At 48.0% G+C, this 22,847-nt stretch carries 19 protein-coding genes and 1 tRNA gene; 14 read left to right on the top strand and 6 right to left on the bottom strand.

Going from position 1 to position 22,847, the window contains the following annotated elements; genetic code table 11:
• Positions 1 to 127: 127 nt before the first annotated feature.
• Both folB and J0L70_RS12420 read right to left on the bottom strand, forming a co-directional pair.
• Complete coding sequence (gene folB, locus J0L70_RS12425) at positions 128 to 490, bottom strand: dihydroneopterin aldolase (RefSeq protein ID WP_287454785.1); 363 nt, start codon at positions 488 to 490, stop codon at positions 128 to 130.
• Positions 487 to 1,869: an ArnT family glycosyltransferase gene (locus tag J0L70_RS12420; protein WP_287454784.1), complete on the bottom strand. Its 1,383-nt coding sequence runs from the start codon at positions 1,867 to 1,869 to the stop codon at positions 487 to 489. The genes folB and J0L70_RS12420 overlap by 4 nt, the downstream gene beginning before the upstream one ends.
• Positions 1,870 to 2,009: 140 nt before the next feature.
• Here J0L70_RS12420 and J0L70_RS12415 point away from each other — a divergent pair, with 140 nt between their 5' ends.
• The 7 genes from J0L70_RS12415 (at position 2,010) to J0L70_RS12385 (ending at position 8,131) form a co-directional block, all read left to right on the top strand.
• Positions 2,010 to 3,104 carry an ABC transporter permease gene (locus J0L70_RS12415; RefSeq protein ID WP_287454783.1) on the top strand — a complete coding sequence of 365 codons (1,095 nt, stop codon included), beginning with the start codon at positions 2,010 to 2,012 and terminating at the stop codon, positions 3,102 to 3,104.
• 6 nt (positions 3,105 to 3,110) lie between these two features.
• On the top strand, positions 3,111 to 4,058 hold the full coding sequence (locus J0L70_RS12410; RefSeq protein ID WP_268182449.1) for an ABC transporter permease: 948 nt from the start codon (positions 3,111 to 3,113) through the stop codon (positions 4,056 to 4,058).
• 136 nt (positions 4,059 to 4,194) lie between these two features.
• On the top strand, positions 4,195 to 5,742 hold the full coding sequence (locus J0L70_RS12405; RefSeq protein ID WP_268182452.1) for an ABC transporter ATP-binding protein: 1,548 nt from the start codon (positions 4,195 to 4,197) through the stop codon (positions 5,740 to 5,742).
• 69 nt (positions 5,743 to 5,811) lie between these two features.
• Entirely contained in the window at positions 5,812 to 6,705 is an 894-nt protein-coding gene (locus tag J0L70_RS12400; protein WP_287454782.1) for a tetratricopeptide repeat protein, read from the top strand.
• 283 nt (positions 6,706 to 6,988) lie between these two features.
• Entirely contained in the window at positions 6,989 to 7,411 is a 423-nt protein-coding gene (locus J0L70_RS12395) for a hypothetical protein (RefSeq protein ID WP_287454781.1), read from the top strand.
• Between the two features lie 26 nt (positions 7,412 to 7,437).
• Positions 7,438 to 7,797, top strand: a complete 360-nt coding sequence (locus J0L70_RS12390) for a hypothetical protein (RefSeq protein ID WP_287454780.1) — start codon at positions 7,438 to 7,440, stop codon at positions 7,795 to 7,797.
• A 7-nt stretch (positions 7,798 to 7,804) separates the two neighbouring features.
• On the top strand, positions 7,805 to 8,131 hold the full coding sequence (locus J0L70_RS12385; protein WP_190653003.1) for an MGMT family protein: 327 nt from the start codon (positions 7,805 to 7,807) through the stop codon (positions 8,129 to 8,131).
• Here J0L70_RS12385 and J0L70_RS12380 read toward each other — a convergent pair.
• Positions 8,115 to 8,540 carry a Tery_1686 family protein gene (locus J0L70_RS12380; protein ID WP_287454779.1) on the bottom strand — a complete coding sequence of 142 codons (426 nt, stop codon included), beginning with the start codon at positions 8,538 to 8,540 and terminating at the stop codon, positions 8,115 to 8,117. The two genes, J0L70_RS12385 and J0L70_RS12380, sit on opposite strands and share 17 nt — an antisense overlap.
• Positions 8,541 to 8,709: 169 nt before the next feature.
• Here J0L70_RS12380 and J0L70_RS12375 point away from each other — a divergent pair.
• Positions 8,710 to 8,782 (top strand) — tRNA-Gln (locus J0L70_RS12375).
• Between the two features lie 126 nt (positions 8,783 to 8,908).
• On the opposite strand, the gene J0L70_RS12370 is transcribed toward J0L70_RS12375, so the two are convergent.
• Positions 8,909 to 9,706, bottom strand: a complete 798-nt coding sequence (locus tag J0L70_RS12370) for a COP23 domain-containing protein (RefSeq protein WP_287454778.1) — start codon at positions 9,704 to 9,706, stop codon at positions 8,909 to 8,911.
• Between the two features lie 226 nt (positions 9,707 to 9,932).
• Here J0L70_RS12370 and crtR point away from each other — a divergent pair, with 226 nt between their 5' ends.
• From crtR to J0L70_RS12340, 6 genes are all read left to right on the top strand, one after another.
• Positions 9,933 to 10,868 (top strand): beta-carotene hydroxylase, encoded by a 936-nt coding sequence (crtR, locus tag J0L70_RS12365; RefSeq protein WP_017285827.1) that lies wholly within the window; start codon positions 9,933 to 9,935, stop codon positions 10,866 to 10,868.
• A 400-nt stretch (positions 10,869 to 11,268) separates the two neighbouring features.
• A complete protein-coding gene (locus J0L70_RS12360) occupies positions 11,269 to 12,705 on the top strand; it encodes an efflux RND transporter periplasmic adaptor subunit (RefSeq protein WP_017285829.1) in 1,437 nt (478 codons plus the stop codon).
• Between the two features lie 38 nt (positions 12,706 to 12,743).
• Positions 12,744 to 16,013 carry an efflux RND transporter permease subunit gene (locus J0L70_RS12355; RefSeq protein ID WP_287454777.1) on the top strand — a complete coding sequence of 1,090 codons (3,270 nt, stop codon included), beginning with the start codon at positions 12,744 to 12,746 and terminating at the stop codon, positions 16,011 to 16,013.
• A 91-nt stretch (positions 16,014 to 16,104) separates the two neighbouring features.
• Positions 16,105 to 16,470 (top strand): phage holin family protein, encoded by a 366-nt coding sequence (locus J0L70_RS12350; RefSeq protein ID WP_026148352.1) that lies wholly within the window; start codon positions 16,105 to 16,107, stop codon positions 16,468 to 16,470.
• Between the two features lie 145 nt (positions 16,471 to 16,615).
• Positions 16,616 to 16,873 carry a hypothetical protein gene (locus tag J0L70_RS12345; protein ID WP_287454776.1) on the top strand — a complete coding sequence of 86 codons (258 nt, stop codon included), beginning with the start codon at positions 16,616 to 16,618 and terminating at the stop codon, positions 16,871 to 16,873.
• Positions 16,874 to 17,007: 134 nt separating this feature from the next.
• Complete coding sequence (locus J0L70_RS12340) at positions 17,008 to 17,979, top strand: ABC transporter substrate-binding protein (protein ID WP_017285833.1); 972 nt, start codon at positions 17,008 to 17,010, stop codon at positions 17,977 to 17,979.
• A 79-nt stretch (positions 17,980 to 18,058) separates the two neighbouring features.
• Here J0L70_RS12340 and J0L70_RS12335 read toward each other — a convergent pair whose 3' ends face one another.
• The gene (locus tag J0L70_RS12335; protein WP_017285834.1) at positions 18,059 to 18,898 is read right to left on the bottom strand and encodes a carbonic anhydrase; all 840 of its coding nucleotides are present in this window, start codon (positions 18,896 to 18,898) and stop codon (positions 18,059 to 18,061) included.
• A gap of 15 nt (positions 18,899 to 18,913) precedes the next feature.
• Entirely contained in the window at positions 18,914 to 22,663 is a 3,750-nt protein-coding gene (locus J0L70_RS31995) for a DUF4912 domain-containing protein (protein ID WP_353736633.1), read from the bottom strand.
• Between the last annotated feature and the right edge of the window lie 184 nt (positions 22,664 to 22,847).

The following is a 22,847-nucleotide window of genomic DNA, read 5'->3' as shown; positions in this document are numbered from 1 at the left end:
TCCGTCTTGTGGTTTCAATTGCTTCGTCAACTGCAAAACTCCGCAAATCTTGCTGCACAGTACGGATTTGAGATCATACTGAAAGCATTGCCAACTCGATCTTATCGAGAATGATGCAAGATCTGAGTTAACCTTTCTTGCGAAGAATGTCGATCGTAATCTTGCCGTCAAAGTCAGGAATTGGAGCGGCTGGTTTGACTACTTTGACCTGCACCTGATTGACCTGCTGATAGCCCAAAATCTTATCTGCGATCGCGGTTGCTAACTTCTCTAGTAAAAGAAACTTTGAGGTTTTAATCAGCGTTTGAACATCGTCAATCACATTGCAATAGTCGAGCGTATCTGCCAACACATCACTGCGTCCTGGCTTGGATAAATCCAACCATAAAGTGAGATCAACCTCAAACCATTGACCCAAAATTTGTTCTTCTGGTAATGCGCCCATGTAACCGTAGCCACGAATTCGGCTTAAGTGAATGCAATCCGTCATGATTTCAATCCATAGCCTTTACGAACATAGTAACTTTTGATCCAGACTCCAAAGCGTTTTACAGGAACCGTGATTGGCTCAGAAGTACGCTCGAATTTTGAGAGTACCACTAATTCTGCCGGATACCAATCATCCGAAACAATGACTGCATCTCTGCCACTGGGTAAATTCCGATGCCAAAAATCAAACTGATCAATGCGATCGCTAATTGCAATCACATTGCGATTGTTCATTTGATACGCCAAAGCTGAAGCAGACCGATAATCAGACGTGATCAGCAGTGGATCATTCAGCGTCCGAGATTCAGATTCAACGATCGCTGCAACCTCTTTCCATCCAAATAACATTCGTGAATCTGGATCACTCTGTTGATCAATCAAGGCAGTCAGCGGGAAAACCGTATAGTGAAAAACAAGTACGGTCGAAATAATCAAGCCATAGATCGCCTGTGCTTTGAAATTTCGGAACACAAAAGGCAGCAGCGGAAATAATAATAGATACGCTGTAATGTTCCAGTAATACAATGCAGCCGAAACAAGCGAAATGATAGTTAATCCAATTGTTGAAGGAACAAACACCCAAAACGCTACAGATGGATAAATCGATTGAATCGGTAAGCGATTTTTGAGCAACCGATAAAAGCCAATCCAGCTAAACGGCGGAACGACCAACAGCGAAACTAATGTAAACCCTAGAAATGGACCAATTTTGATTCCAGGATCGATTGGGCGAACACTACGATCGACATAATATCGAAAAGACAGAAAGTCGTTTGAGACATTCCAAAGGATGATTGGAATTAAAGCTGTCAGCGCGATCGCAATTGCAATATACAGCCTGCGATCGCGAAATAACGGTCGTAATCGAGCATCTGTGATTACCGTTGCAAAAAAGCCGATCGCAACAAAAATCGCATTGTATTTAGAAAGAAAAGCGAAAGAAAGCGAGATCGCGCTTGCGTATAACCGCCAAGTTTCTCCTCTGCCATTTGCCAAATAAGTATCTAAAAAACGAATGAATAAATACGCAGATATGAGTGAAGCTGTGATCAACAAATGATCATGCCAAGCAAAGCCCAGAAATATAAAATAGAGCGGTGATGATACTACCAAAAGCATCACTTTCCAGAACCCTAAATCTTTATGAAGATAAGTAACGATTCGAGAATAAGTGTAGAAAAAAGCAACATTACTGAACAAATTCGGGAGCCGTAGCACAAACGCCGAACGCCCGAACAGAGCAATAAATCTACCTTGTATCCAAGCCTGTAAAGGCGGATGGTCATAGTAAGACCAATCGAGATGTTGTCCCCATAACCAGTAGTAAGCTTCATCCGAATTGGGAAACGCAACCCACCAAAATATGACCCGTAGCAGCAAAAACGCACAAAAGAAAAAGATCATTAAAAACTATGACACTCTGACAAAACGTTAATTTAAGCACAGTGAAAAAGTTGTGAATATGACAGGATGACTTCTCAACCGTAGACTTCGCTCTATTCAGCATAGGGTGTTTTGATATGCTTACCACCGGGACATGGCGGAGAACTTTAGAGGCGATCTGTATTCCGATCGGCGCTCTGTTGTTTTCACTCTTTCTATTTGGTCTATTCTGCTTCGCCGTTGGGACAAATCCTTTTGAGGTATATGCCGCGATTTATCAAGCTGCATTCGGCAGTTGGTCATCCTTCCAGAATTCACTGATCCGCGCCGCGCCGCTGATGCTGACTTCTCTTTGCACCGCATTGCCCGCCCGCCTAGGACTAGTGATTATTGGGAATGAAGGCGCACTAGTCATCGGAGGAATTGCAGCAACGATCGTTGGTCTCTCTGCGGTCAATCAGGCTCCAGCCACAATTACACAACTGATGATGGCACTCGCGGGAATGGGCGCAGGCGGATTGTGGATTGCAGCCGTTGGTGCGCTGCGCCACTACCGAGGCGTCAATGAAACCATTAGTAGCTTATTGATGAACTATATTGCGATCGCGCTTTTAAATCATCTCGTCGGTGGTCCGATGCGGGATCCAAGCTCGTTAAATAAACCTTCTAGCTATGCGATTCCAGACCTCGATCGCTTAGGCACAATCCCCCTGTTTCCCAGAGTGCATTACGGTTTAATCTACGGCATTATTGCCTGTGTGATTGCTTACTTCTTAATCCAGCGCACAACGTTTGGATTCGCGGCTCGAACGGCGGGAGGCAATATTAAAGCCGCCCGTATTGCTGGACTTCCGGTCGGACAACTTGCGATCGCGATTTGTTTTCTCGCAGGCTCTTGTGCTGGACTCGCGGGAATGGTTGAAATCGCCGCAGTGCACGGACGAGCAAATGAATCCTTGAACGCAAACTACGGTTATTCTGGCATTCTCGTTGCATTCGTCGCCCGCAATAACCCGATCGCTGCGGGTTTAATTGCCGTCTTATTCGGCGGCATTCTCGCCAGCGGGAGTATCTTGCAGCGGCGGTTAGGAATGCCCGATGCCACCGTCTTTGTGCTTCAAGGGTTAGTGTTCCTCGTGGTTCTGTACAGCGAATCCTTGTACGGTCGATTTCGAGTGTTCAAAGAACCCGCACCGAAAGTGCCCGCAGCGTCTGCAGTTTTAGGAGGTTAATTCAATATGGCAACAGAAGCGATCGGTTGGTGGGGAGTCCCCTTAGCCATTGTGGCGGGAACCTTGAGAGGCAGTGCACCCTTTTTGTTTGTCAGCTTAGGAGAATGCTTGACCGAGAAAAGCGGCAAGATCAACCTCGGCTTGGAAGGAACGTTGTTGATGGGCGCAATGAGCGCTTATGGCGTTTCTTATCTCACACAGGGTATCGTTGGCAGTGCTCTTTCTCCCTGGCTCGGTGTCTTTGTCGCTGGACTCTCGGGAGTGTTTTTGGGATTCATTCATGCGTGGCTGTCTCAACAGCCCAAAGTCAATGATGTCGCCGTGGGAATTGCCATGATTATTTTTGGCAGTGGCTTGGCATTCTTTTTTGGCAAGCCGTTTATTCAACCTTCTGCGCCGCAACTTCCAGCGATTGGACTCGGAGATTGGAGTTCGATCGCACAAATCCAGCAGACTTTCAAAATTAATCCATTATTTGTGCTAGGAATTTTGATTGCACCTGCGATGACCTGGTTTTTCAAAACAACGCGCTGGGGTTTATTTATCCGCGCTGTAGGAGACAATCCAGAAGCAGCACTAGCCATGGGCATTTCGATCAAGAAAGTACGGATGCTCTGTACGATGGCAGGTGGATTTTTAGCCGGAGTTGGAGGCGCGTATTTGTCGCTGTACTATCCGGGAAGTTGGTCAGAACGGATTTCGAGTGGGCAAGGACTGATGGCGGTGGCACTCGTGATTTTTGCACGATGGAATCCCGTTCAGTGTTTGTGGGCTTCGCTCCTCTTTGGAGGAGCACAAGCTGTCGGCCCTGCCCTGCAAGCAGTCGGCATCGACGGGGGATATTATCTGTTTAATGCAGCACCGTATGTGTTGACGTTAGTGATTATGATTTTGACTTGTTCCCCGAAACGAACCATCTCAGGAGCACCGGGAGCATTGGGAACTTTAAATTAGAAGGGTAGAGATCCGGGAAGAACCTCCAAAAAATCGTCAGGCTTCCCGTCTCAGGATGACAGTCTCACAGACTGGAAGGTTGAAACAATCAGTCAGCCGACGGAATCGAAGCGCAAAGATAACCGCATTAGTAATCATGACAACCGAAATTGAAACCTCTACGATCGAGACTCGAAACGCTCCGCCACTCCTCGAAATTCAGGAAATGACGAAGCGCTTCGGAACGTTTACCGCTCTAGATCATGTGGCATTGACCCTCAGACCTGGAACGTTCCACGCCCTACTCGGTGAGAACGGAGCCGGGAAAAGCACCCTGGTCAAATGTGTAATGGGATTCTACACGCCAACCAGCGGACAGGTGAAATTAGACGGACAGGCTTGTACGATCGCATCTCCTCGCGATGCCCAAAAATACGGAATTGGCATGGTCTATCAGCATTTCACCTCTGTTCCCGCCATGACGGTTGCAGAGAATTTAGTGATTGCGCGATCGGGAGGAAATTTAGTCATCAATTGGAAAGAAGAGAGTGAAAAGCTCTCGGCTTTCATGCAAACTTCGCCCTTTCAATTGCCGTTAGATGCCCTAGTTGGACAACTGGCAGCCGGGGAAAAACAAAAGCTAGAAATTCTGAAACTGCTGTACCTAAAGAGCAAAATTCTGATTCTCGATGAACCAACCTCAGTCCTGACTCCCAACGAAGCCGATGAAATTTTAGGACTGCTTCGAGAACAAGTCAGTGCAGGCTTACTCAGTGTCTTACTGATTAGCCACAAGATGCGTGAGGTCACAGGCTTTACAGACGAAATTACCGTACTGCGACGCGGCAAATTAGCTGGAACAGGCAGCATGAAAGTTCTCACCGTACCCGACATCACAGAAATGATGATGGGTGAACGGCGCGAACCCAAGCCCGTTGAGAAAGTGACGCATGATGCTCCGATTCCGGTTCTCGAAGTTCGCGATCTGCACGCCGATAAAGATAACGGACTCGAAGCCGTTTCTGGCATCAATCTGAATGTTCGCAGTGGTGAAATTGTCGGTATTGCTGGGATTTCGGGGAACGGTCAGCGCGAATTTGTGGAAGTGCTGGCTGGACAGCGACAGCCCACAGCGGGAGAAGTCCTCGTCAACGGAGAGCGCTATCAAGCCACACGAGCGCAAATGTATGAACATCGCGTCTTCGTCCTTCCTGAAGAACCGCTGAAAAATGCCTGTGTGCCGCATATGAGTGTGGCAGAGAATTTAGCCTTACGAACCTTCGATCGTCCTCCCCAATCGAAAGGAATTCTGCTCTACTTCAAAGCGATTCGAGACGCAGCTCAATCTCTGATTCAAAGTTTCAAAATTAAAACGCCAACGCCTGAGACACCCATTCGTGACTTATCGGGCGGAAACGTACAGCGGGCTGTTCTGGCGCGGGAACTTTCGTCGGATCACATTAAGCTGCTGATTACAGCCAACCCCTGCTTTGGTCTAGACTTCGCAGCCGTCGAAGATATTCATGGGCAAATTCTGCAAGCCCGCAATCGCGGTGTTGCGGTGCTGCTCGTCAGTGAAGACTTAGATGAATTGCTGAAATTGTCCGATCGCATTCTTGTGATTAGCGGCGGTAAGTTCTTATACGAAAGTTCAATTGACAATGCCGACTTTAATGAGATCGGACGCAGCATGACTGGGCACTAATAAGGAAGTCACCGACAAGTTCTGTAAAAAAATTACGAATTTGTCGCCTTTCCTTACTGAAATCCCGCTATGAAGACACCCCAAGGTGCTCAGATTTGTCTGTTTACATGTTTAAGCCTGATAATCTCACTCGGCGGTTGGCAGCCGTTATCTTTCGCTCAAGTGTCGCCGGCGGCTCCGAAATTAATGGAGCCGAGCGAAAGCGATCGCGCCTTTGAACGCGGATTGCAGCAGTTGCGAACTCGCAATTATGAAAATGCGATCGCAAGCTTTGACCAAGCGATCCGACTCGATCCAAAATTCAAGGAAGCCTACAGCGGCCGAGGATTTGCCCAACTGCAAAGTGGACAGCTTGCACAAGCCATGGAGAGCTATAACCGCATTTTGCAAATTGATCCAACAGCCGCGATCGCGTATTCTGGTTTAGCGCTCGTGCGCGCGAAATTAGGCGACGATCGCCAAGCCAAACTCGATACTGAAAAAAGTGCAGCACTCCTGGCTCGTCAGACTTCCAGGCATTTATATCAGAGCGAGTTGAGCCTACTCGAACTGCGTGTCGCCACCGCAGGACAACCTCCCAACTCCCAACTCTGGACATTGATCGAGCAAGGCTATCAGCAGATTGATGCACGCAATTTTCGGGCGGCGATTAATTTGTTCAATCAAGCTGTCACGTTGCTGCCCTCTGGTTCGGCGCGTCCCTATATTGATCGCGGGGTTGCTTATTTCTGGATGCAGGATTATCGAGCCGCGATCGAGGATTTCTCAACTGCAATTCGGTTCAATCCTTTTTATGTCAAAGCTTACGAGTACCGCGCTCGGGCTTATGAACAAATTGGACAAAACCAAGCGGCAAGAGCAGATACCCAGAAAGCGATCAGGCTAGCCCGCCAATTTGGCAGCCAGCCTTTTATACAAGAGCTGACTCAAGGGAATTCACCGACTAAACTCACGGCGAATTGATCGCAGTCCTATATTGATTGGGGGAGTGGGGAGCTATTTTCCTCATTCCCCCACCTTGCAAGATCTGACAAATCAAAACTCGCTCCAGCGGGACTCTATTACACTGACAGTCTCTAAAGATCAGACTTTCTAAAGATTTTGTTCACACTGACTCGGTAAGCGACACGATACCCTAGAGAAGTAGATCATTCGTCTCGAAATCCCACTCCTTAACCTGCCCTGGGATTGAGACTGATTCTTCTCAAACCTTGGAAAGTTAAGGGTATCTTTTGTGACTCATTTTATGGCATCTGAGCAGCAAGTTAGACAGTATCTCGCCTACTGGTTGCAGCTAGGAAAGCGGCTCATGACACATAATGGACAGCAAGCCGTCAAGCCAGCTTCTGTGATTGCAGGCGATCGTTATAGCGATGAGTTTGAAGCCTGCTGGAAGTTAGCGACTTCTCCTGAAGCCGGAGACTGCTATATCGAAGGAACAACTCAGACGATTACAGATTTACTTTCACCCATTTGGGAAATTCATCCTTGTGCGCGGTGTGCAATGCCCGTTCCCACTCGATCTCTGGGGTTGCCACCTACCGAATGTCCTTGTTTTGATTTGCCCAATTGGCCGGACAGTCAGCTTCCACAACCGCGATCGCCGATCAATACCTCTAATTCTTTGCAAAGGATTCGCGATCGTCTGTCTCGCCCAAGTAACCCATAATAGAAAAGTTGAGTTTGGGAGTTGTAATGCGATCGATTCTTTTCATAAGCGCTGCATTGCTGATTGTGACTCCCGCTCAAGCCGAAACCTTCGAGCTGCAAAATCCAGCTTGGAAGCCTGTTCCGAACACTGAAGTGAATGGGACTTCCTACATTGAGACAAATAGCATTATTAAGTCTGACGACAAAATTACTTACGATCTGGTGAATGCGGAAGCAGCCTATTCGAGAGTGGAAATGAATTGCGAAGCGCAGCAGTTTAGAACGATTCGGATGGGCTATTTTGCCACACGATCAAGAATCAATTACACAACGGTCAATGACCCGTGGATGAAGCCTGAGACAAATTACCATAAAGCTCTCGCCGCCTTTATTTGCAGTCTGTAATAAGATAATGTCGAAGTATCAGAAAATCTACTCTGTCGTTCGCCAAATTCCTTATGGGCAAGTCGCAACGTATGGACAAGTTGCAGAGCTTGCAGGACTGCCAAGACAAGCGCGTTTAGTCGGATATGCCCTATTTCGCGCTACAGATGACACGTTAGCTGTGCCCTGGCATCGAGTCGTGAATGCTAAAGGAGAAATCTCGATGTCGCCGCGTCGAGAAGGGATGGATCATATTCAGCGATCGCGGTTAGAAGCCGAAGGCATTGTCTTCAAGGCGACCCAACTGAGTTTGAATCGCTATCGCTGGCAACCGGATCTCACGCAGTTTGATTAAAGACTTCTAAAACTCGCTGACAAAATTCTTTCAATCGCATCACCGATTCGGGTGCTGGTTGACCTTCTCCTTCAGCAATCCAATCCTGAACGGTGGACATCTGCCACTGTTTGCCTTTGTGATCAAATCCAGCGGCCTCAATGCCAATCGCTCGTCTGATGTGAGTTTCATCATCTGAGTGAAAGCGAATCTGAATTAGGACACTGCGGCACTGAAACAAGCGACTGCGCCCTGGAAAATGAAATCCGATATCGATCGAGTCTGGATCAACTTGTTCACGGGTGTCTGGGTCATTCGCCCAAGGTTTGAGATCGACTCGTGCATCTGGGAAGTCAGTTTTAATTAAATTTGTAATCGTTGCAATCTTGCTCGCGGTTTCTAAACTAGTCGCTTGTTCTGCTGCATTCACGATCGTGCGGCTCCCAATCAGCGTGAGATAAAAAACTGGATTTTTATCTCTTCATCATACGCAACATCTCAACTCGGAAGCAGTACGACTTGATACCAAGATTTGTATGCCTCTAAAAATTCTTGACATATTCTTGGGGTTTAGTGTTAGTATACGTAAGGCAGCACGTTGGGGCGTAGCCAAGCGGTAAGGCACCGGGTTTTGGTCCCGGCATTTCCTAGGTTCGAATCCTAGCGCCCCAGTGTTTAAACAGTAAAAGGAACGAGATTAAATCTCGTTCCTTTTACTGTTTTTAAGCAAAAAGAGGAAAAGGAAAAAAGTTTTTCCCAGATTAGGGATTGACTCCCTATCTCCTCATCTCCCTACCCTTAGCGGCGTTGAAAAATCCGAGGAGTCGATTGCACTGCCGGACGATTTGTTCGAGTCTGCACCCCACCGACTAATTTTTCCCCGGTTCCTCGATCTGAACGAGACAGGAAAGGCTTGAGATTAATTGGACCATTCGTCACAGCAGTCGATCGACGACCTCGAACTCCAAGCAGATTCCCCAACTGGTCAAGCACATCAGAACGACCACTGCCATAAGTTAAAACGCCTTGGGTTTGCTGACCACTATCCGCTACTGAGAGATTTTGGAAAACACGATCGCGGGTCGCTAACGGATCTTGTCCATTTGGAACCGTCAATACAATCCGGCAGCTTGGAACTCGATCGGTCGTCACACAAATCGTGTTGTAGCCATTCTCAACGCCAGTCGTCATTTCCCGCAGACCATCAGGGCGATACGATTCAAGACGACGCGCGATTTCATTACACCGACGTAGAGCATCCCAGCCTCCCCCCATATTGCTGGGAACTGCCCACGGATAAGCCTGATTCGGCTGATTTTCCGGGAAATACATCACCGTATTTTGTCCATTGTTCACCCGGCAAGCAAACCGAGTGCCCGCAGCCGTGGGAGAAGGAATCGTAGTTGAACCGCCCGGATTGGGAACCGGAATCGTGGTTGAACCGCCTCGATCGGGTTCAGTGGGAATGATGACATCGCCTGGAGCCGTTTGTGCTACAGCTGCACTACTTGCGATCATCATCGCGCTCAACGAAAGTAACGTTCCTCGAACTACTTTATTTTTATTTTTTGCCCAGCTTACAGGTCGTAGCGACATGGAAATCAACCTCGATCGTTGTGAATTAATTTAGAAAGATTTGAACTCTGAACGGCGTTCTAACTGGATTGACCTAAATTGATCTTCTGAAGTTCCCAACTGCAAAAGAATCTACCTTTAGAGAGAAGCGAACGGGTCGATTGCAAAATCTTAGAAAGCCGTTACTTAACTTAAAGACATGCCTTGACGTATACTTTTCTGAGTATTCGCAAGGAGAGACGGTGTGATGTCGGAGGCGGCAACGAAGCCCCTGACGATTCCAAGGGAGTTACTGGGAGCGCCTGGTGATTTTAATCCAACGTTGTTGATCTTTTTGCTGTCGGTCGCGATCGCAATTATCTCGACGTTAGGATATTGGTTTTGGGGATGGGTGGATTGGATTAGTTTCTGCCTTAATGTCTTGGCATTACATATGGTTGGAACAGTCATCCACGATGCCTGTCATGGTGTGGCTCATCGCAATAAAGTGATGAATGCAATTTTGGGTCACGGGAGCGCATTCCTCCTCTGTTTCTCTTACCCCGTCTTTACGAGGGTTCATATTCAGCACCATGCTCATGTGAATGATCCAGAAAACGATCCAGATCATGTTGTATCTACATTCGGACCCTTGTGGATCATCAATGCACGGTTTATGTATCACGAGTTCTTCTTCTTCCAGCGCAAATTATGGAAGAAAAATGAACTCTTTGAGTGGTTTTTGGCACGGCTATCTTTGGCGCTTGTAATCTACGCTGCGTGCCAGTTTCATTTTCTGGGATATGTGTTCAATTTTTGGTTTGTGCCTTTAGCGATCGTGGGGTTAGTCTTGGGATTATTCTTTGACTATTTGCCTCATCGTCCATTTAAGGAACGAGATCGTTGGTTGAATGCGAGAGTCTATCCGAGTAGGATTTTGAACTGGCTGATTATGGGTCAGAACTATCACTTGGTGCATCATCTATGGCCTGCTGTCCCTTGGTATAAGTATGAAGCTGCCTATTATGCAGCGAAGCCAATTTTGGATGAGAAGGGATCACCCCAATCGATCGGGCTTTTGAAAGAAGATTTCTTAGGATTTGTCTATGACATCTTTCTAGGCATTCGGATTCATCGCAAGCCAAAACGCGAAGAAACTCCGATTTCTGAAGAACCCAAAGTTTCTCTCTCATCCAAGCTATAAGCCATCGTCGATTCGGCTCACCTTGGGGATGACTGGGTACATAGAGTAGGCACAGAGAGCTAACAGAAAAATTCCAGTGCTGTTTGTGCTGGAATTTTTTGCGCCTTTGGGTGTTCGAGATTATCATAAGGATCTTCTACTAGTCGGGCAAAACTTAGATCGAGGTACAAGGCTATGCTCACTCTCGAAAAGATGGATGGAGCTAGTTTTTTTGTTGCTAAGATCTACCTGTGGAGTGAGACAATATGGTTCGTATTCTTAGTAATGTACGAAATGCTCTGGTAGAATTCCTAAAATAATACATCTGTTTCTCAGCTTCTTTAAGACCGCTCGGTAGTTTGAGATCGACGATTTCGCCCCTTCTACCGTTTCATTCAACCCTCCTGACAGCACTTTGAATATGAATGGCGAAAATACCGATCGCGCTGGATTCGCTCAGACAGATGCCCCAGTTTCAGAATTGCCGCCTCGTCGTCCGCGCTGGCGTAAATTTCTGATTCCAGGGTTAATTGGACTTGCAGTTGTTGGCGGATTGGGTTGGATTGTCTTTAATCGGATTATTCTGCCTCTGATGATTGTGAGTCAGATGAAGCCTCAACCGACTCCAGTCCCGTTGGCAAACCCGAAAAGTTCAACGATCGAAGATAGCTCTGACTATGCCGCTACCTTAGATTCTCGGCAATCCATTACGCTTCAACCGCAGGTCAGTGGACAGATTTCGCAAATCTATGTCAGACCTGGTCAGCAAGTGACTGCCGGGCAAGCTATTTTACAAATTGACAATCGCGAACAGCGTGCTCAAGTTGCGAGTCGGCAATCGGCATCGCAAACGGCAGCAGCGGACATTGATTCAGCCCAAGCAGATGTTGAAAACGAACAGCAAACTTTACGATCGCTGCAAGCTCAGCGTGCGACAGCACTTTCAAACGTGCAATTGAACCAGAAAGAGTACGATCGCTTTGTCGAATTGCAAAGACAGGGCGCAACCAGTAAACAAATTCTTGATCAGCGTTTAAATGCTCTACAGACTGCTCAAGCAGCCTTGAGACAAGCAGATGCAGATATTGCTGCGCAACGTTCTGCGATTAGCCGCGCGCAATCCGTCGTTGAGCGAAATCGCCGAGCTTTTGAACAATCCCAAGCCAATATTGCAGAGGGACAAGCTCAATTGCAGTACTATACGATCACTGCTCCTTTTACTGGAACCGTTGGGGAAATCCCGATTAAAGTCGGTGATACAGTGAGTCCGACCTCCCAATTGTTGAATATTACTCAGAATCAGCAGTTAGAAGTTCAGATTCAAGTCCCGTTAGAGCGATCAAGTGCTTTGCGGCTAGGCTTACCTGTCAAACTGCTCGATGATCAAGGCAAAGAAGTACAGACAGGTCGAATTTCCTTTGTTGCCCCGAATGTTGATTCGACTACGCAATCAGTGCAAGCAAAAGCAGTCTTTGAGAATGTGCGGAACTTGCGACCTTCGCAATTTGTGCGCGCGCGCGTTGTTTGGAGTAATCGACCTGGCGTACTCGTGCCCACAACGGCAATTTCTCGATTAGGGGGAAGAGATTTTATTTTTGTTGCTGCTCCGCTAAGTGCATCGGGGTGTTCAGAGCCAGCCGCACCTCAAGGGGGCGGAAAATTTGAAGCGAATCCGGACATGTTAGTTGCAGCCCAAAAGCCGATTCAACTCGGCAGAATTATTGGCAATGAACAAGAAGTCGTCGAAGGACTGAGCGCCAACGATCGCATTATTACTTCTGGAATTTTGCAACTGCAAAATTGTGCTGCGATCATGGATGCTGCTCAAGTTCCTGCTCAACAGTCTTCTCAGCAATAGCCCTCTCACAATAGTCCTTTCACAGGCGTGAATCTATTATGGTGATTTTGTCTGTTTCCGATTTTTTTATTAAACGTCCTGTGTTTGCGACAGTGTGTTCGATTGTCATCACACTGTTAGGGATTGCTTGTATTCCGACGTTACCGATCGCGCAATATCCAGACATTGCTCCGCCTCAAGTTGGGGTGACAGCGAACTACGTCGGTGCGAATGCTGAAGTCGTTGAATCGACCGTCACGAACATTCTAGAGCGCGAGTTGAACGGGATTACTGGCGTTAAGTTCATCAAATCGACCAGTGCCAATAATGGTGTAAGTAACATTAACCTGACGTTTGACTTAGGACGAGATCAGGATTTAGCTGCTGTTGATGTGCAGAATCGCGTTTCGACTGTGCAATCGCGCTTACCTGGTCCTGTGACTCAAACTGGAGTTCAGGTCACTAAAACAAACAATAATTTTCTACTCGCGATCGGGATTTACTCGGAAAAAGACCCCAAGAAAAATCAAGATTTCTATGATGATCTGTACTTGAGTAACTATGCAGATTTGTATTTGAGAGATGCTTTGCGACGGCTGAAAGGCGTGGGCGAAGTTCAGATCTTTGGTGAACGAACTTACGCCATGCGGATTTGGCTCGACCCAGAACGGCTTGCTGCTCGAACGTTAACGCCGCAAGATGTCGTGCAAGCGCTCAGACAGCAAAACGTGCAAGTTGGGGCGGGACAGATTGGGCAAGCGCCAGCAGTCCCCGGACAGGAATACCAATATTCAGTCACGGCACAAGGACGACTCAAAGAAGCTGAGGAATTTAATAACTTAGTCATCCGAACGGCACAGTCTGGCGCTTTAGTTCGGTTGAGAGATATCGGTCGGGCTGAGCTTGGGGCTGAGAATTATGGTTCATTGCTGCGATTTACGACGCAAGATCGCGTGACGCATCGAGGCGTTGGGTTAGGAGTGAACCAACAGTTTGGCAGTAACGCGCTAGATGTGGCAAAAGCTGTCAAAGATGAGATGCAACGCTTATCGAGTAACTTTCCGCCTGGACTAAAGTATGACGTAGCCTTTGATACGACTGTCTTTATTGAAGCAGGGGCGCGTGAGGTTGTTGATTCGCTGATTCAGGCAATTATCTTAGTTGTCTTGATTTTGTTCTTGTTTCTCCAAGACTGGAGAGCAGCACTGATCACGTCGATCGTGATTCCGATCGCATTTCTTGGCACCTTCATCTTTGTCAAGATCCTGGGATTTTCGATCAATACGCTGACGCTATTTGGCTTAACCCTAGCAACGGGTTTAGTAGTCGATGATGCGATCGTGATTATTGAAGACATCACTCGGCGGATTCAAGATGAAGATATGAATCCAGTGGAAGCTGCGATCGCATCAATGAACACTTTATCTGGAGTGGTGATTGCAACTTCATTGGTCTTGATGACCGTGTTTGTTCCGGTGGCATTTTTCCCAGGAACAACCGGACAACTCTATCGACAATTTGCTTTAACAATCACATTTTCGGTCGCAGTTTCTACCTTTAACGCATTGACGTTTACACCGATGCTGTCTGCGTTACTGCTGCGTCGTGGACAAACGGCTAGCAATAACTGGTTCTTCCGGCGGGTGAATTTGGGCATTGATAAAACTCGTGATGCTTATGCAAGAAACCTCGATCGCGTCGTGCGCAAAAAAGGATTAGTCTTGACCTTTTTTGCAGGAGCATTAGCGCTGACCTACTTTGTCTATAACCTTGTGCCGCAAGCCTTTATCCCTGATGAAGATCAAGGGGTATTTATCACAATTGTGCAAGCGCCTGAAGGGGTTTCGCTTGGCTATACCGAAAAAGTTTTAGAAAAAGCAGAAGCGATTCTCAAAGCTCAACCAGAAGTTGCCAACATTTTTGCAGTCGGCGGATTTAGCTTTAGTGGCGCAACTCCGAATAACGGAATCATCTTTACTACCCTGAAACCTTGGGATCAGCGTCGCGGTGCAGATCAATCTTTAGACTCGATTATTGGTGGGTTTTTCCCAAAACCTTTCGGACTGTTCCCCAAGATGGCATCGATTCAGGAAGCGGTTGTGCTGCCGTTTAATTTGCCTGCTATTTCTGGAATTGGCAACTTTGGTGGATTTGAGTTTCACTTGCAGGATCGCACTAATTTAGGCTTCCAAGCAATGGGTGAGACTTTGGGTAAATTTATCGGTCGTGCAACCGCTTATCCTTCACCGCAAAGTCCTCAGATTGCTCAATTACGTCCGAACTTTAACGGAAATACGCCGCAAATCGCGGTAGAAGTGGATCGCGATCGCGCAAATCAACTGCAAGTTCCGCTTGATGATATTTTCAATACCTTACAAGTCTTTCTCGGGTCTACCTATGTGAATGACTTTAACCAGTTCAACCGAGCGTATCGCGTCTATGTTCAGGCGGATCAACAATATCGATCGAACCCTGAAGATATTAAAAAGCTGTATGTTCGCAGTACAACCGGGCAGATGATTTCGATGGGGAACTTAGTCAAAGTTACCCAAAATACAGGGCCATCGATTATTACCCACTACAACTTATTCCGATCGATCGAGCTGAACGGCGCTCCGGCACCGGGGGCAAGCTCTGGGCAAGCGATTCAAGCGATGGAGGCGGTTGCGAGAGAAACCTTACCGAGAGGCTTTGGCTTTGAATGGTCAGGGCTTTCACTGGAAGAAATCGAATCAGGGGGCGCAGCGTTCTTTATTTTCGGATTAGCGATCGTCTTTGTGTTCCTTACCCTAGCTGCTCAGTATGAGAATTACATTGATCCAGTGATCATCATGCTGACTGTGCCCTTAGCAATTCTGGGCGCACTCTTAGCTGTTCTCTTGCGGGGGACTGCAAATGATGTCTACACTCAAATCGGCTTCGTGATGCTGATCGGGATGGCGAGTAAAAACTCGATTCTGATTGTTGAATTTGCCAACGAGGAGCGTGCTGCCGGTAAAGGAATTGCGAGTGCAGTCGTTGCAGCAGGACGAGAACGGTTAAGACCAATTCTCATGACTGCGATCTCAACTGCGATCGGCGCACTTCCTTTGGTGATTGCAACTGGACCTGGAGCGGCGGCTCGTCAATCTTTGGGAACTGCGATCGTCGGTGGGATGGTTGTCGCAACTTTCCTAAGTTTGTTCATTGTTCCTGTCCTTTATATTGTGATTAAAGGATTTGAAGATCGCTTGAGAAAACCTGCAAAACGTCTAGCTCCAGTTGATGGAAGTTTGGACGGCAATAGTAAACATCCCCGTGAATCAGCAGCGACTTCCGAAAGAGATTGAAATCTACCTGGATGGAGAGGGGATTTCCTCAGCAGATCAGTCACGATTAGGGTTAGAAAAAATCCGTATTGATAGATTTGAGGGAAAACTCATGGGATATGTTCTAACGATTTTAGTGACTGCACTGAGCTTACTTGTCGTCGATATTGTTTTACCGGGCGTGAATATTGAAAGCTTTGCAGTTGCGATGATTGCAGGGATTGTGATTGGTTTAATCAATACCTTTGTGAAGCCGATTTTGTCGCTTTTGACGTTGCCGATTAACTTAGTAACGTTGGGCTTATTCTCGATCGTGATTAACGGTATTTGTTTTACCCTAGCGGCAGCTTTAGTTCCAGGTTTCCAAGCACACGGACTGATTTCATTCCTCGTGGCTCCGGTGATTCTGTCATTGGCAAGTACCTTCTTGAATAAGTACTTTGCAGAACGCAACGCTGATCTGAAGCCAAACGTCTAGATGACTCGAATCTGATCAACCCCCAGTCGGTAGGCGCGACCTCTGGGGGTTTTCAGGTAACTTTCTAATACAGATCCTGCCCTGAAGGATAAAAAAATGTATTATAAGCTACAGATTTGACTCTTCGCTTCAGAGAAGTTTGCTTATGTCTCTTAATTCAGAAATTTATGGGTTCGATCGATCGGGTGCTGGCTGGCAGATGCTTCAAGCACAATCGATTTCCTGCGCTCCGCGATTTACGCCATCGATGTGGGTGCAGTTGCTCAATCCCCCGACAGCTTACAGTTCTGACCAGGGGCGGCTTCTTTGCCAAGTGGCTGAGGATCAATGGCTCGCTTGGGTTCCAGATTATGGCGAACTTTTGCTGACGACTGATGAGTTTTGCAGCTTGAGCGAGGACTGATTGGCGATCGTCAGCCAGAATGCTGAATTCTACCTGTGCTTTCTGAACTGCATCATACTCTCAGCTTAATATCTATTTCAGCGCCAGTTCTGCAAGAGGCTGGCGCTATTTTATGGTTTTCAAGGAATCTGTAGATGTTTAAGCCTCGGTCTATTAGCCTGATCATCATTGCCTGTATTACGTTTTTCTGGTCAGTTGCTTGTTCTCCTCAATCGACTCCTCTCGCTGTTTCTGCAACGCCTTGGTCTGGCTATTCAGGGCATCATATTGCCATGAAAAAGGATTTTTATGGACAAGCAGGACTGAAAATTCAAGACCTTTTATATCAGTCAACCACTGAGCAAATTGATGCGTTTCTAGCTGGAAAAACGGACTTAGCTTGGGTGACAGCAGGGGATGTGATTGATATGGCTGGAAAAGATCCCAGTCTGAAAATTATCTTTCTGTGTGATTACTCGAATGGGGCAGATGGCATTGTCGGACGTGGAATTAAGACTGCGGCAGATCTCAAAGGCAAAACAGTAGCTCGTGAAAATGTATTGTTTGAGAAGGTTTTCCTGCGGGCTTATCTGGAAAAAGGGGGGCTGAGCGAAAAGGATCTCAAGATTAAAGATATGTCTGCTGCTGCTGCTGCTGCTGCGTTTAGTGCACAGCGAGTAGATGCTGCTGTTACTTATGAACCGTTTCTGACCAAAGCGTTGAAGGAAAGCGGTGGAGAGCTTCTCTTTAGTACCAAGGGCACAAATTTGATTGCAGATGTACTGGTCACACGATCGCAGTTAATTTCCGATCGCAGAGCCGATTTGCTGACATTTCTGAAAGCAGCCGACAAAGGAATTAAATTGCTAGAAGCCGGAGATGAATCTGCGATCGCGCTTGCTGCTCAACGTTTAGGGACTTCCTCTTCAGAACTGCGCGCACAGCTTACGGGAATTGCATTGTTTGATATTGAGGGCAACAAAACGATCGGGTTCAATCCTCAAAATCCGAACAATGCGATTAAAAATTTCGAGCTAGTTGCGAAAGCTGCTTACGATTTCAAAGTCGTTCAACAACCGCTGGATGTGAAATCTATCTACGATGATTCGCTTGTGAAAGCGCTTTAAGAGCGCATTGTAAAAACATCACTTTGCGTTCAATGCTCAAACTTTTTAAGGGGCGACGATCCGCCCCAAATAGTGCATTCTACCGCTTTGATCCTTGATAGATCCGTTGGGCTTGCTCAGCCGTCAACCAAGGCATAACCTCGGTTTGAGGGACAGGCTCAGCGGATTTGACTTGAGAGCGAATCGTCACAGGTTGGCGCAACTGACCATTGCCATTGTCCTCTTTGTGAGGCAAATTACAAGCCACGGGTGGCGCGCTGGTTTTCTCATAAAATGCGCCCAGTTCACGCGGCGAAAGCTGGCTTTGAGGTGGCACATAAGCATGGGTCTCCGGATCAAATGCCAAAAGCTCACCCGTTTCAATGTGATAAACCCAGCCGTAAATTTCTAGCTTGCCTTGATACAGACGGGAATGAACGACCGGATAAGTTTTGAGATTTTCGATTTGAGTCAGGACGTTTTCTGCGATCGTAATTTCAAGCAATTCTTCGCCGCTGTACTGACTGTAATTTTCTTTGACTAATCTGCGAGTTGCCTCAGCATGTTTGAGCCAGTCATATACTAGGGGCATGTCTTCCTGAAGCTTGTTCAACTTCAACAAGCCTTTCATTGCGCCACAATGCGAATGTCCACAGACAATAATTTGCTGAATGTCTAAAGCCGCGATCGCATATTCAACCGCTGCTCCTTCTCCGCCGTTCGCGGCTCCAAACGGTGGAATAATATTGCCTGCGTTGCGAATCACAAACAGTTCACCAATACCCGCTTGGGTGATCAAATTTGGATCAATCCGCGAATCCGAGCAAGTAATGAACAGCACTCTGGGCTTCTGCCCATGCGACAGTTCCTCAAGCTGATCCAAATGAGACGGCACATAGCTTTCCCAAAACTGCTGATGTCCTTGAATTAACTTTTTCATTCTCCCTTCCTGTTATCATTGCCACTCATCGATCGCTTCATCCTTGGTATTCGTATTGCGGCTGGGGGTTTCGCGATTGAACTTCAAATGAATCGATCGCGTTTGTTCCCCATCTTTCGCGACTGCCAAGATCGGATAATCGATTAAACCATCTTGGAAGGACATCTGGAATCGGAAGGTTCCGTCTGGATTGAGCGGAATGATTTGTCCGCCGATCGAGACTGTCGCATCCGGTTCTGTTGCCCCATAGATAATCAGTTCCGCATCTGCAACAAGCCAGAATTTGCGCGGACGAGCCGGAATCGCACTACCTGAGAACATGCCGACTCCTGACATGCCAATGCCTGACATGCCCGAAACCGTTGGCAACGCCCACATTTCCATCCCCGACGGGAACACAAACGAACTGACAGCGGCAGCGGGAACCTGCTGCATTGAACCGAAAATCGATCCAGCCATGCGTTGCAGTTCTGCGCCTTGTGACAGGTCGAAGATCTGATCATACATGCCATTCGGACTGCCTATTTCACTTTCAGCGGCGGGTGATCCTAATGTCAAGAAAGTTTTACCTGTGAGTTCTTCTTCCCAGTCGATCGTGACGAATTGATCGTTTTCCCAGGCAGACGGATAAGCCGGAGGAATGCGTACAGAGTGTGATCGCGCCAGCATCAACCAGCGTCCATCCCCGCTCATGTACCCAATTTCTGCAATGTAATCGCGATCGCTGACAGGAATCGGCAAATACCAATCGCGCGCCATTTCGTCACAGGCAAACTGCTGCAAACTGTGCGGGCTTTGATGCGCTAAATCGACATCCGTGACATCGTACAATCGCAGCACTAAATTCTGTCCGCCTTGATTACGCAGTTCGGATTTGTGTTCGTTAGGAATGTCCCAATAGGTGTAAGCCCATTGCGGATCGCGCGGCATCAGCACAATTCGACTGTCCCCGTAGCCGTCTGGTAAATCTGGTAAGCCTTCATCCACATCTGCTAAAGCTTCACTCGACAAATCGGTCTGTCCGACATCAAACCGCGCCGATTCTACGATCGTTTGACCCTCATCCGATCGTGCCATTGCCATACCGACCATTCCGGTAGCGATTCCGCCGACTGCGGCGATTCCGGGTAATGCAGATTCGTCTGAAGATGCTGCGCTTGCATCGGGTTGAGAAGGATCAATCATGGCAGGTGTCTCCTGAGTGTCGGGCACTTCTGGCTGAGGAGATTCAAGATTGGCTTCTTGATCTGCTAAGCGAGAACCTGCGATGCCTGCTAACCCTGCTGCTGTTGCGGCTCCACCTAAAGCAGCAATTTCTGGAATAGAAGAACTTGCTTCTACAGATTCGACTTCAGAAGTTGCCGCAATTATAGGTGGCTCCTCAAGTTCGATCACTTGTGCTTCAGAATTATCCATAATTGAGCGCGCTTCATCGTCGGAGATCGGCTCAGCATCGATAATTTCTAGATCAGAAGATTCAACACTCGCAGGAGTTTCGTCGATGTCCTCTGGCTCGATCACTTCTTCTAACTGCGGTTCTGGATCAATCCCGGAAAAATTATCTCCCGCTTGCCCCATTCCTGCCACTCCCAAGGCAGCAGCACCACCGAATGCAGCAATTTCTGGAATCATGCCTTGAGCATTGTTTGAGTTTTCGACCAGCGGTTCTGTCGCGTCAGTAGCATCGATCGGTGCAACGCCTTGCTCGAACGCTAACTGCTCGTAAGAAGGTTGTGGAACTGCTTCGACAACGCTGGGTGCCTCATCAAGATTCAGCTCAATCGCAGGTTGGTCGAGTATGGCATCTTCTGGCGCGTCTAAATCCTCGATCGCATCTAACGTTACAAGGGGTTCCGGCTCGGGTGGGACTCCCGATCGAGTCCGGTTCATCCAAGCCGCAGTCCCTAATCCAGCTAACCCTAAAGCGGCTGCACCAGAGAGATCAAAATCGGATTCAGGCGGAGCTTCGGGAGGTTCGATGGAAGGTGCAGTCATTTCAATCGGCGGCATCTCTCGAATTTCAACTAAGGGGCGCTCAGGCACAGCAGTCGGCTCGACCTCAATTGCAGATGCAGCAGTCGTTGATTCAGGAACGCCCTCGACATCAGAGTGCTCTAATGCTTGCTCTAATTGTGATGCTGCGGCAGCGGCTCCAGCACCCGCAACCTCAGCAGGTGGCTCGACTTCACTTGTGGATTGTGGGATCGGTTCAGGACTGTCACCCGCATCAGCACGTCCTAATTGTGATGCTGCGGCAGCGGCTCCAGCACCCGCAATGACGGCTGCTCCACCCATTGCAGCCGATGGAATCGTCGGGGATTGAACTTCCGCGATCGCTGCGCGATCCGATGAGATCACAGATTCCGCGCGAGAAGCCAGACTGATATCAGGTTCGCTCGGAGTCATAAGTGGCGGAGGTGGAGGCGGTGCTGTTGGAGCAGGGGATAGAGAGGGCGCAGCAGGTGGAACTTCAGCAGTTGAGGGAGTCGATCGCCGACCGCGTAAAAGCCAACCTAAAAGCAGTGCTCCCAATCCGAGTGGCAGTAACCACCAGAGCCATCCTGGAATACCACTATCGTTGTTACTTGTGTCGTTGTTAGACGATGGTTGCGCATTGGCAGATCCAGCCGGGACTTGCCCGACGATCGTTGGTTCATTGGCAGATCCAGCCGGAACTTGTTCTGCAATCTTTTGCGCATTAGCAGTTGAATCTGGGACTTGTCCATCTGGAGCTGTGCCTGAAGTTGAATTTGGAGTAGCAGCCCCAGCAGGAGCGGGAGAAGAACCTGCACCTGCGCCGATATTTCCTGGATTTCCTGGATTCAATGAGGCAACCGTTGCAGCCGTTCCAGCGGCAAAGAGAGTCGCAGGATCTAAAGCGAGTGAAGCCGGATCGCTTTCTGTGGTTTGAACTAAGTTACGTCCTACATCCGAAGTAATGTAACCCAACAGTGCAGCGGCTCCGGGAGAAGGAGTCGCCTTATGGACGTAGTAGAACGGCTGTGAGAACGGATAGCGGGGATCATTGGGCAACGTGTTGTGCATGGGCACGATCCGGACGCTGGAATTCCCTAAAACTTGATTGGCAGGGGCAAAACTGATGCCGTCTTGACCGAGCTGTTGGGCAACCGCTTGGGTGCTGTCTTCAGGGGTACGAATTGGACTGCTGCTGCTGACTGACTCAGACGGTTGAATGAAGACAGAATAGTTCCGAAATGCTGTCCGGGTGTCACTGAGATCAGGGCGATCGATAAACCGAATCTTTCCAGGTGCGCCGCCTAATTCTGACCAATCGGTGATTTCACCCCGAACGATTTTGACGAGTTGAACAACGGTGATCCCGCCTTTGAAGGGATTGTCTGGACTGGTGATAATGGCAATTTTGCCGCGTTCGAGGGCAACAGGCACTAAACCTTCTTGGCGTTCAGCTGCGGTGAGCGGACGACCGATCGCAGCGAGGTCGATTTTGCCATCGCGCAATGCCTGCAATCCAGCTGGCGTGCCCGAGTAGTTGAGATTAACGCGACTGCCTGAAAATTGCTGCTCAAATCGTTGTTTCAAAGCCTGGTTGATGGTTACCATACTGCTTGAACCATCAATTTGAATCGTTGTCCCTGAGGGCACAGAAGACGGAAACGGGAAACTTGTGGGCGCGGCTTGAGCCAAAGTTTGAGGAACAAAGATCGATTCTAGGGGTTTTACCGTTGTAACAGTCGTTAACAGCAGCGCAAAACCGAGCGCAGACGATTTTTGGTTTGGCAACATTAATTCAAACGCCTCTTACACCAGTGCAGATCTTGGATTTTGCAAAGTATTATATAGCGATCGCTCAAAATCCGCCTCTGCCAATGCGTTGAGGATCTTGCGATGTGATCGAGCGCACCCGTAAGGATGATTCTATCGCATTGGTAAGCGCCTAGTTTAAATCGGGAACTCTACGAAAGATTCC

The sequence above is a fragment of the Leptolyngbya sp. UWPOB_LEPTO1 genome, from assembly GCF_017302695.1.
Taxonomy (GTDB): domain Bacteria; phylum Cyanobacteriota; class Cyanobacteriia; order Leptolyngbyales; family Leptolyngbyaceae; genus Leptolyngbya; species Leptolyngbya boryana.
Note: the sequence above shows the minus strand (reverse complement) of the source record. Positions and strands in the feature narration are given on the sequence as shown.

Excerpts from the sequence above, each read along its gene's own strand:
- folB (WP_287454785.1), bottom strand. The coding sequence starts at position 490 with ATGACGGATTGCATTCACTTAAGCCGAATTCGTGGCTACGGTTACATG.
- J0L70_RS12415 (WP_287454783.1), top strand. The coding sequence starts at position 2,010 with ATGCTTACCACCGGGACATGGCGGAGAACTTTAGAGGCGATCTGTATT.
- J0L70_RS12410 (WP_268182449.1), top strand. The coding sequence starts at position 3,111 with ATGGCAACAGAAGCGATCGGTTGGTGGGGAGTCCCCTTAGCCATTGTG.
- J0L70_RS12405 (WP_268182452.1), top strand. The coding sequence starts at position 4,195 with ATGACAACCGAAATTGAAACCTCTACGATCGAGACTCGAAACGCTCCG.
- J0L70_RS12400 (WP_287454782.1), top strand. The coding sequence starts at position 5,812 with ATGAAGACACCCCAAGGTGCTCAGATTTGTCTGTTTACATGTTTAAGC.
- J0L70_RS12395 (WP_287454781.1), top strand. The coding sequence starts at position 6,989 with ATGGCATCTGAGCAGCAAGTTAGACAGTATCTCGCCTACTGGTTGCAG.
- J0L70_RS12390 (WP_287454780.1), top strand. The coding sequence starts at position 7,438 with ATGCGATCGATTCTTTTCATAAGCGCTGCATTGCTGATTGTGACTCCC.
- J0L70_RS12385 (WP_190653003.1), top strand. The coding sequence starts at position 7,805 with ATGTCGAAGTATCAGAAAATCTACTCTGTCGTTCGCCAAATTCCTTAT.
- J0L70_RS12370 (WP_287454778.1), bottom strand. The coding sequence starts at position 9,706 with ATGTCGCTACGACCTGTAAGCTGGGCAAAAAATAAAAATAAAGTAGTT.
- crtR (WP_017285827.1), top strand. The coding sequence starts at position 9,933 with ATGTCGGAGGCGGCAACGAAGCCCCTGACGATTCCAAGGGAGTTACTG.
- J0L70_RS12360 (WP_017285829.1), top strand. The coding sequence starts at position 11,269 with ATGAATGGCGAAAATACCGATCGCGCTGGATTCGCTCAGACAGATGCC.
- J0L70_RS12355 (WP_287454777.1), top strand. The coding sequence starts at position 12,744 with ATGGTGATTTTGTCTGTTTCCGATTTTTTTATTAAACGTCCTGTGTTT.
- J0L70_RS12350 (WP_026148352.1), top strand. The coding sequence starts at position 16,105 with ATGGGATATGTTCTAACGATTTTAGTGACTGCACTGAGCTTACTTGTC.
- J0L70_RS12345 (WP_287454776.1), top strand. The coding sequence starts at position 16,616 with ATGTCTCTTAATTCAGAAATTTATGGGTTCGATCGATCGGGTGCTGGC.
- J0L70_RS12340 (WP_017285833.1), top strand. The coding sequence starts at position 17,008 with ATGTTTAAGCCTCGGTCTATTAGCCTGATCATCATTGCCTGTATTACG.
- J0L70_RS12335 (WP_017285834.1), bottom strand. The coding sequence starts at position 18,898 with ATGAAAAAGTTAATTCAAGGACATCAGCAGTTTTGGGAAAGCTATGTG.
- J0L70_RS31995 (WP_353736633.1), bottom strand. The coding sequence starts at position 22,663 with ATGTTGCCAAACCAAAAATCGTCTGCGCTCGGTTTTGCGCTGCTGTTA.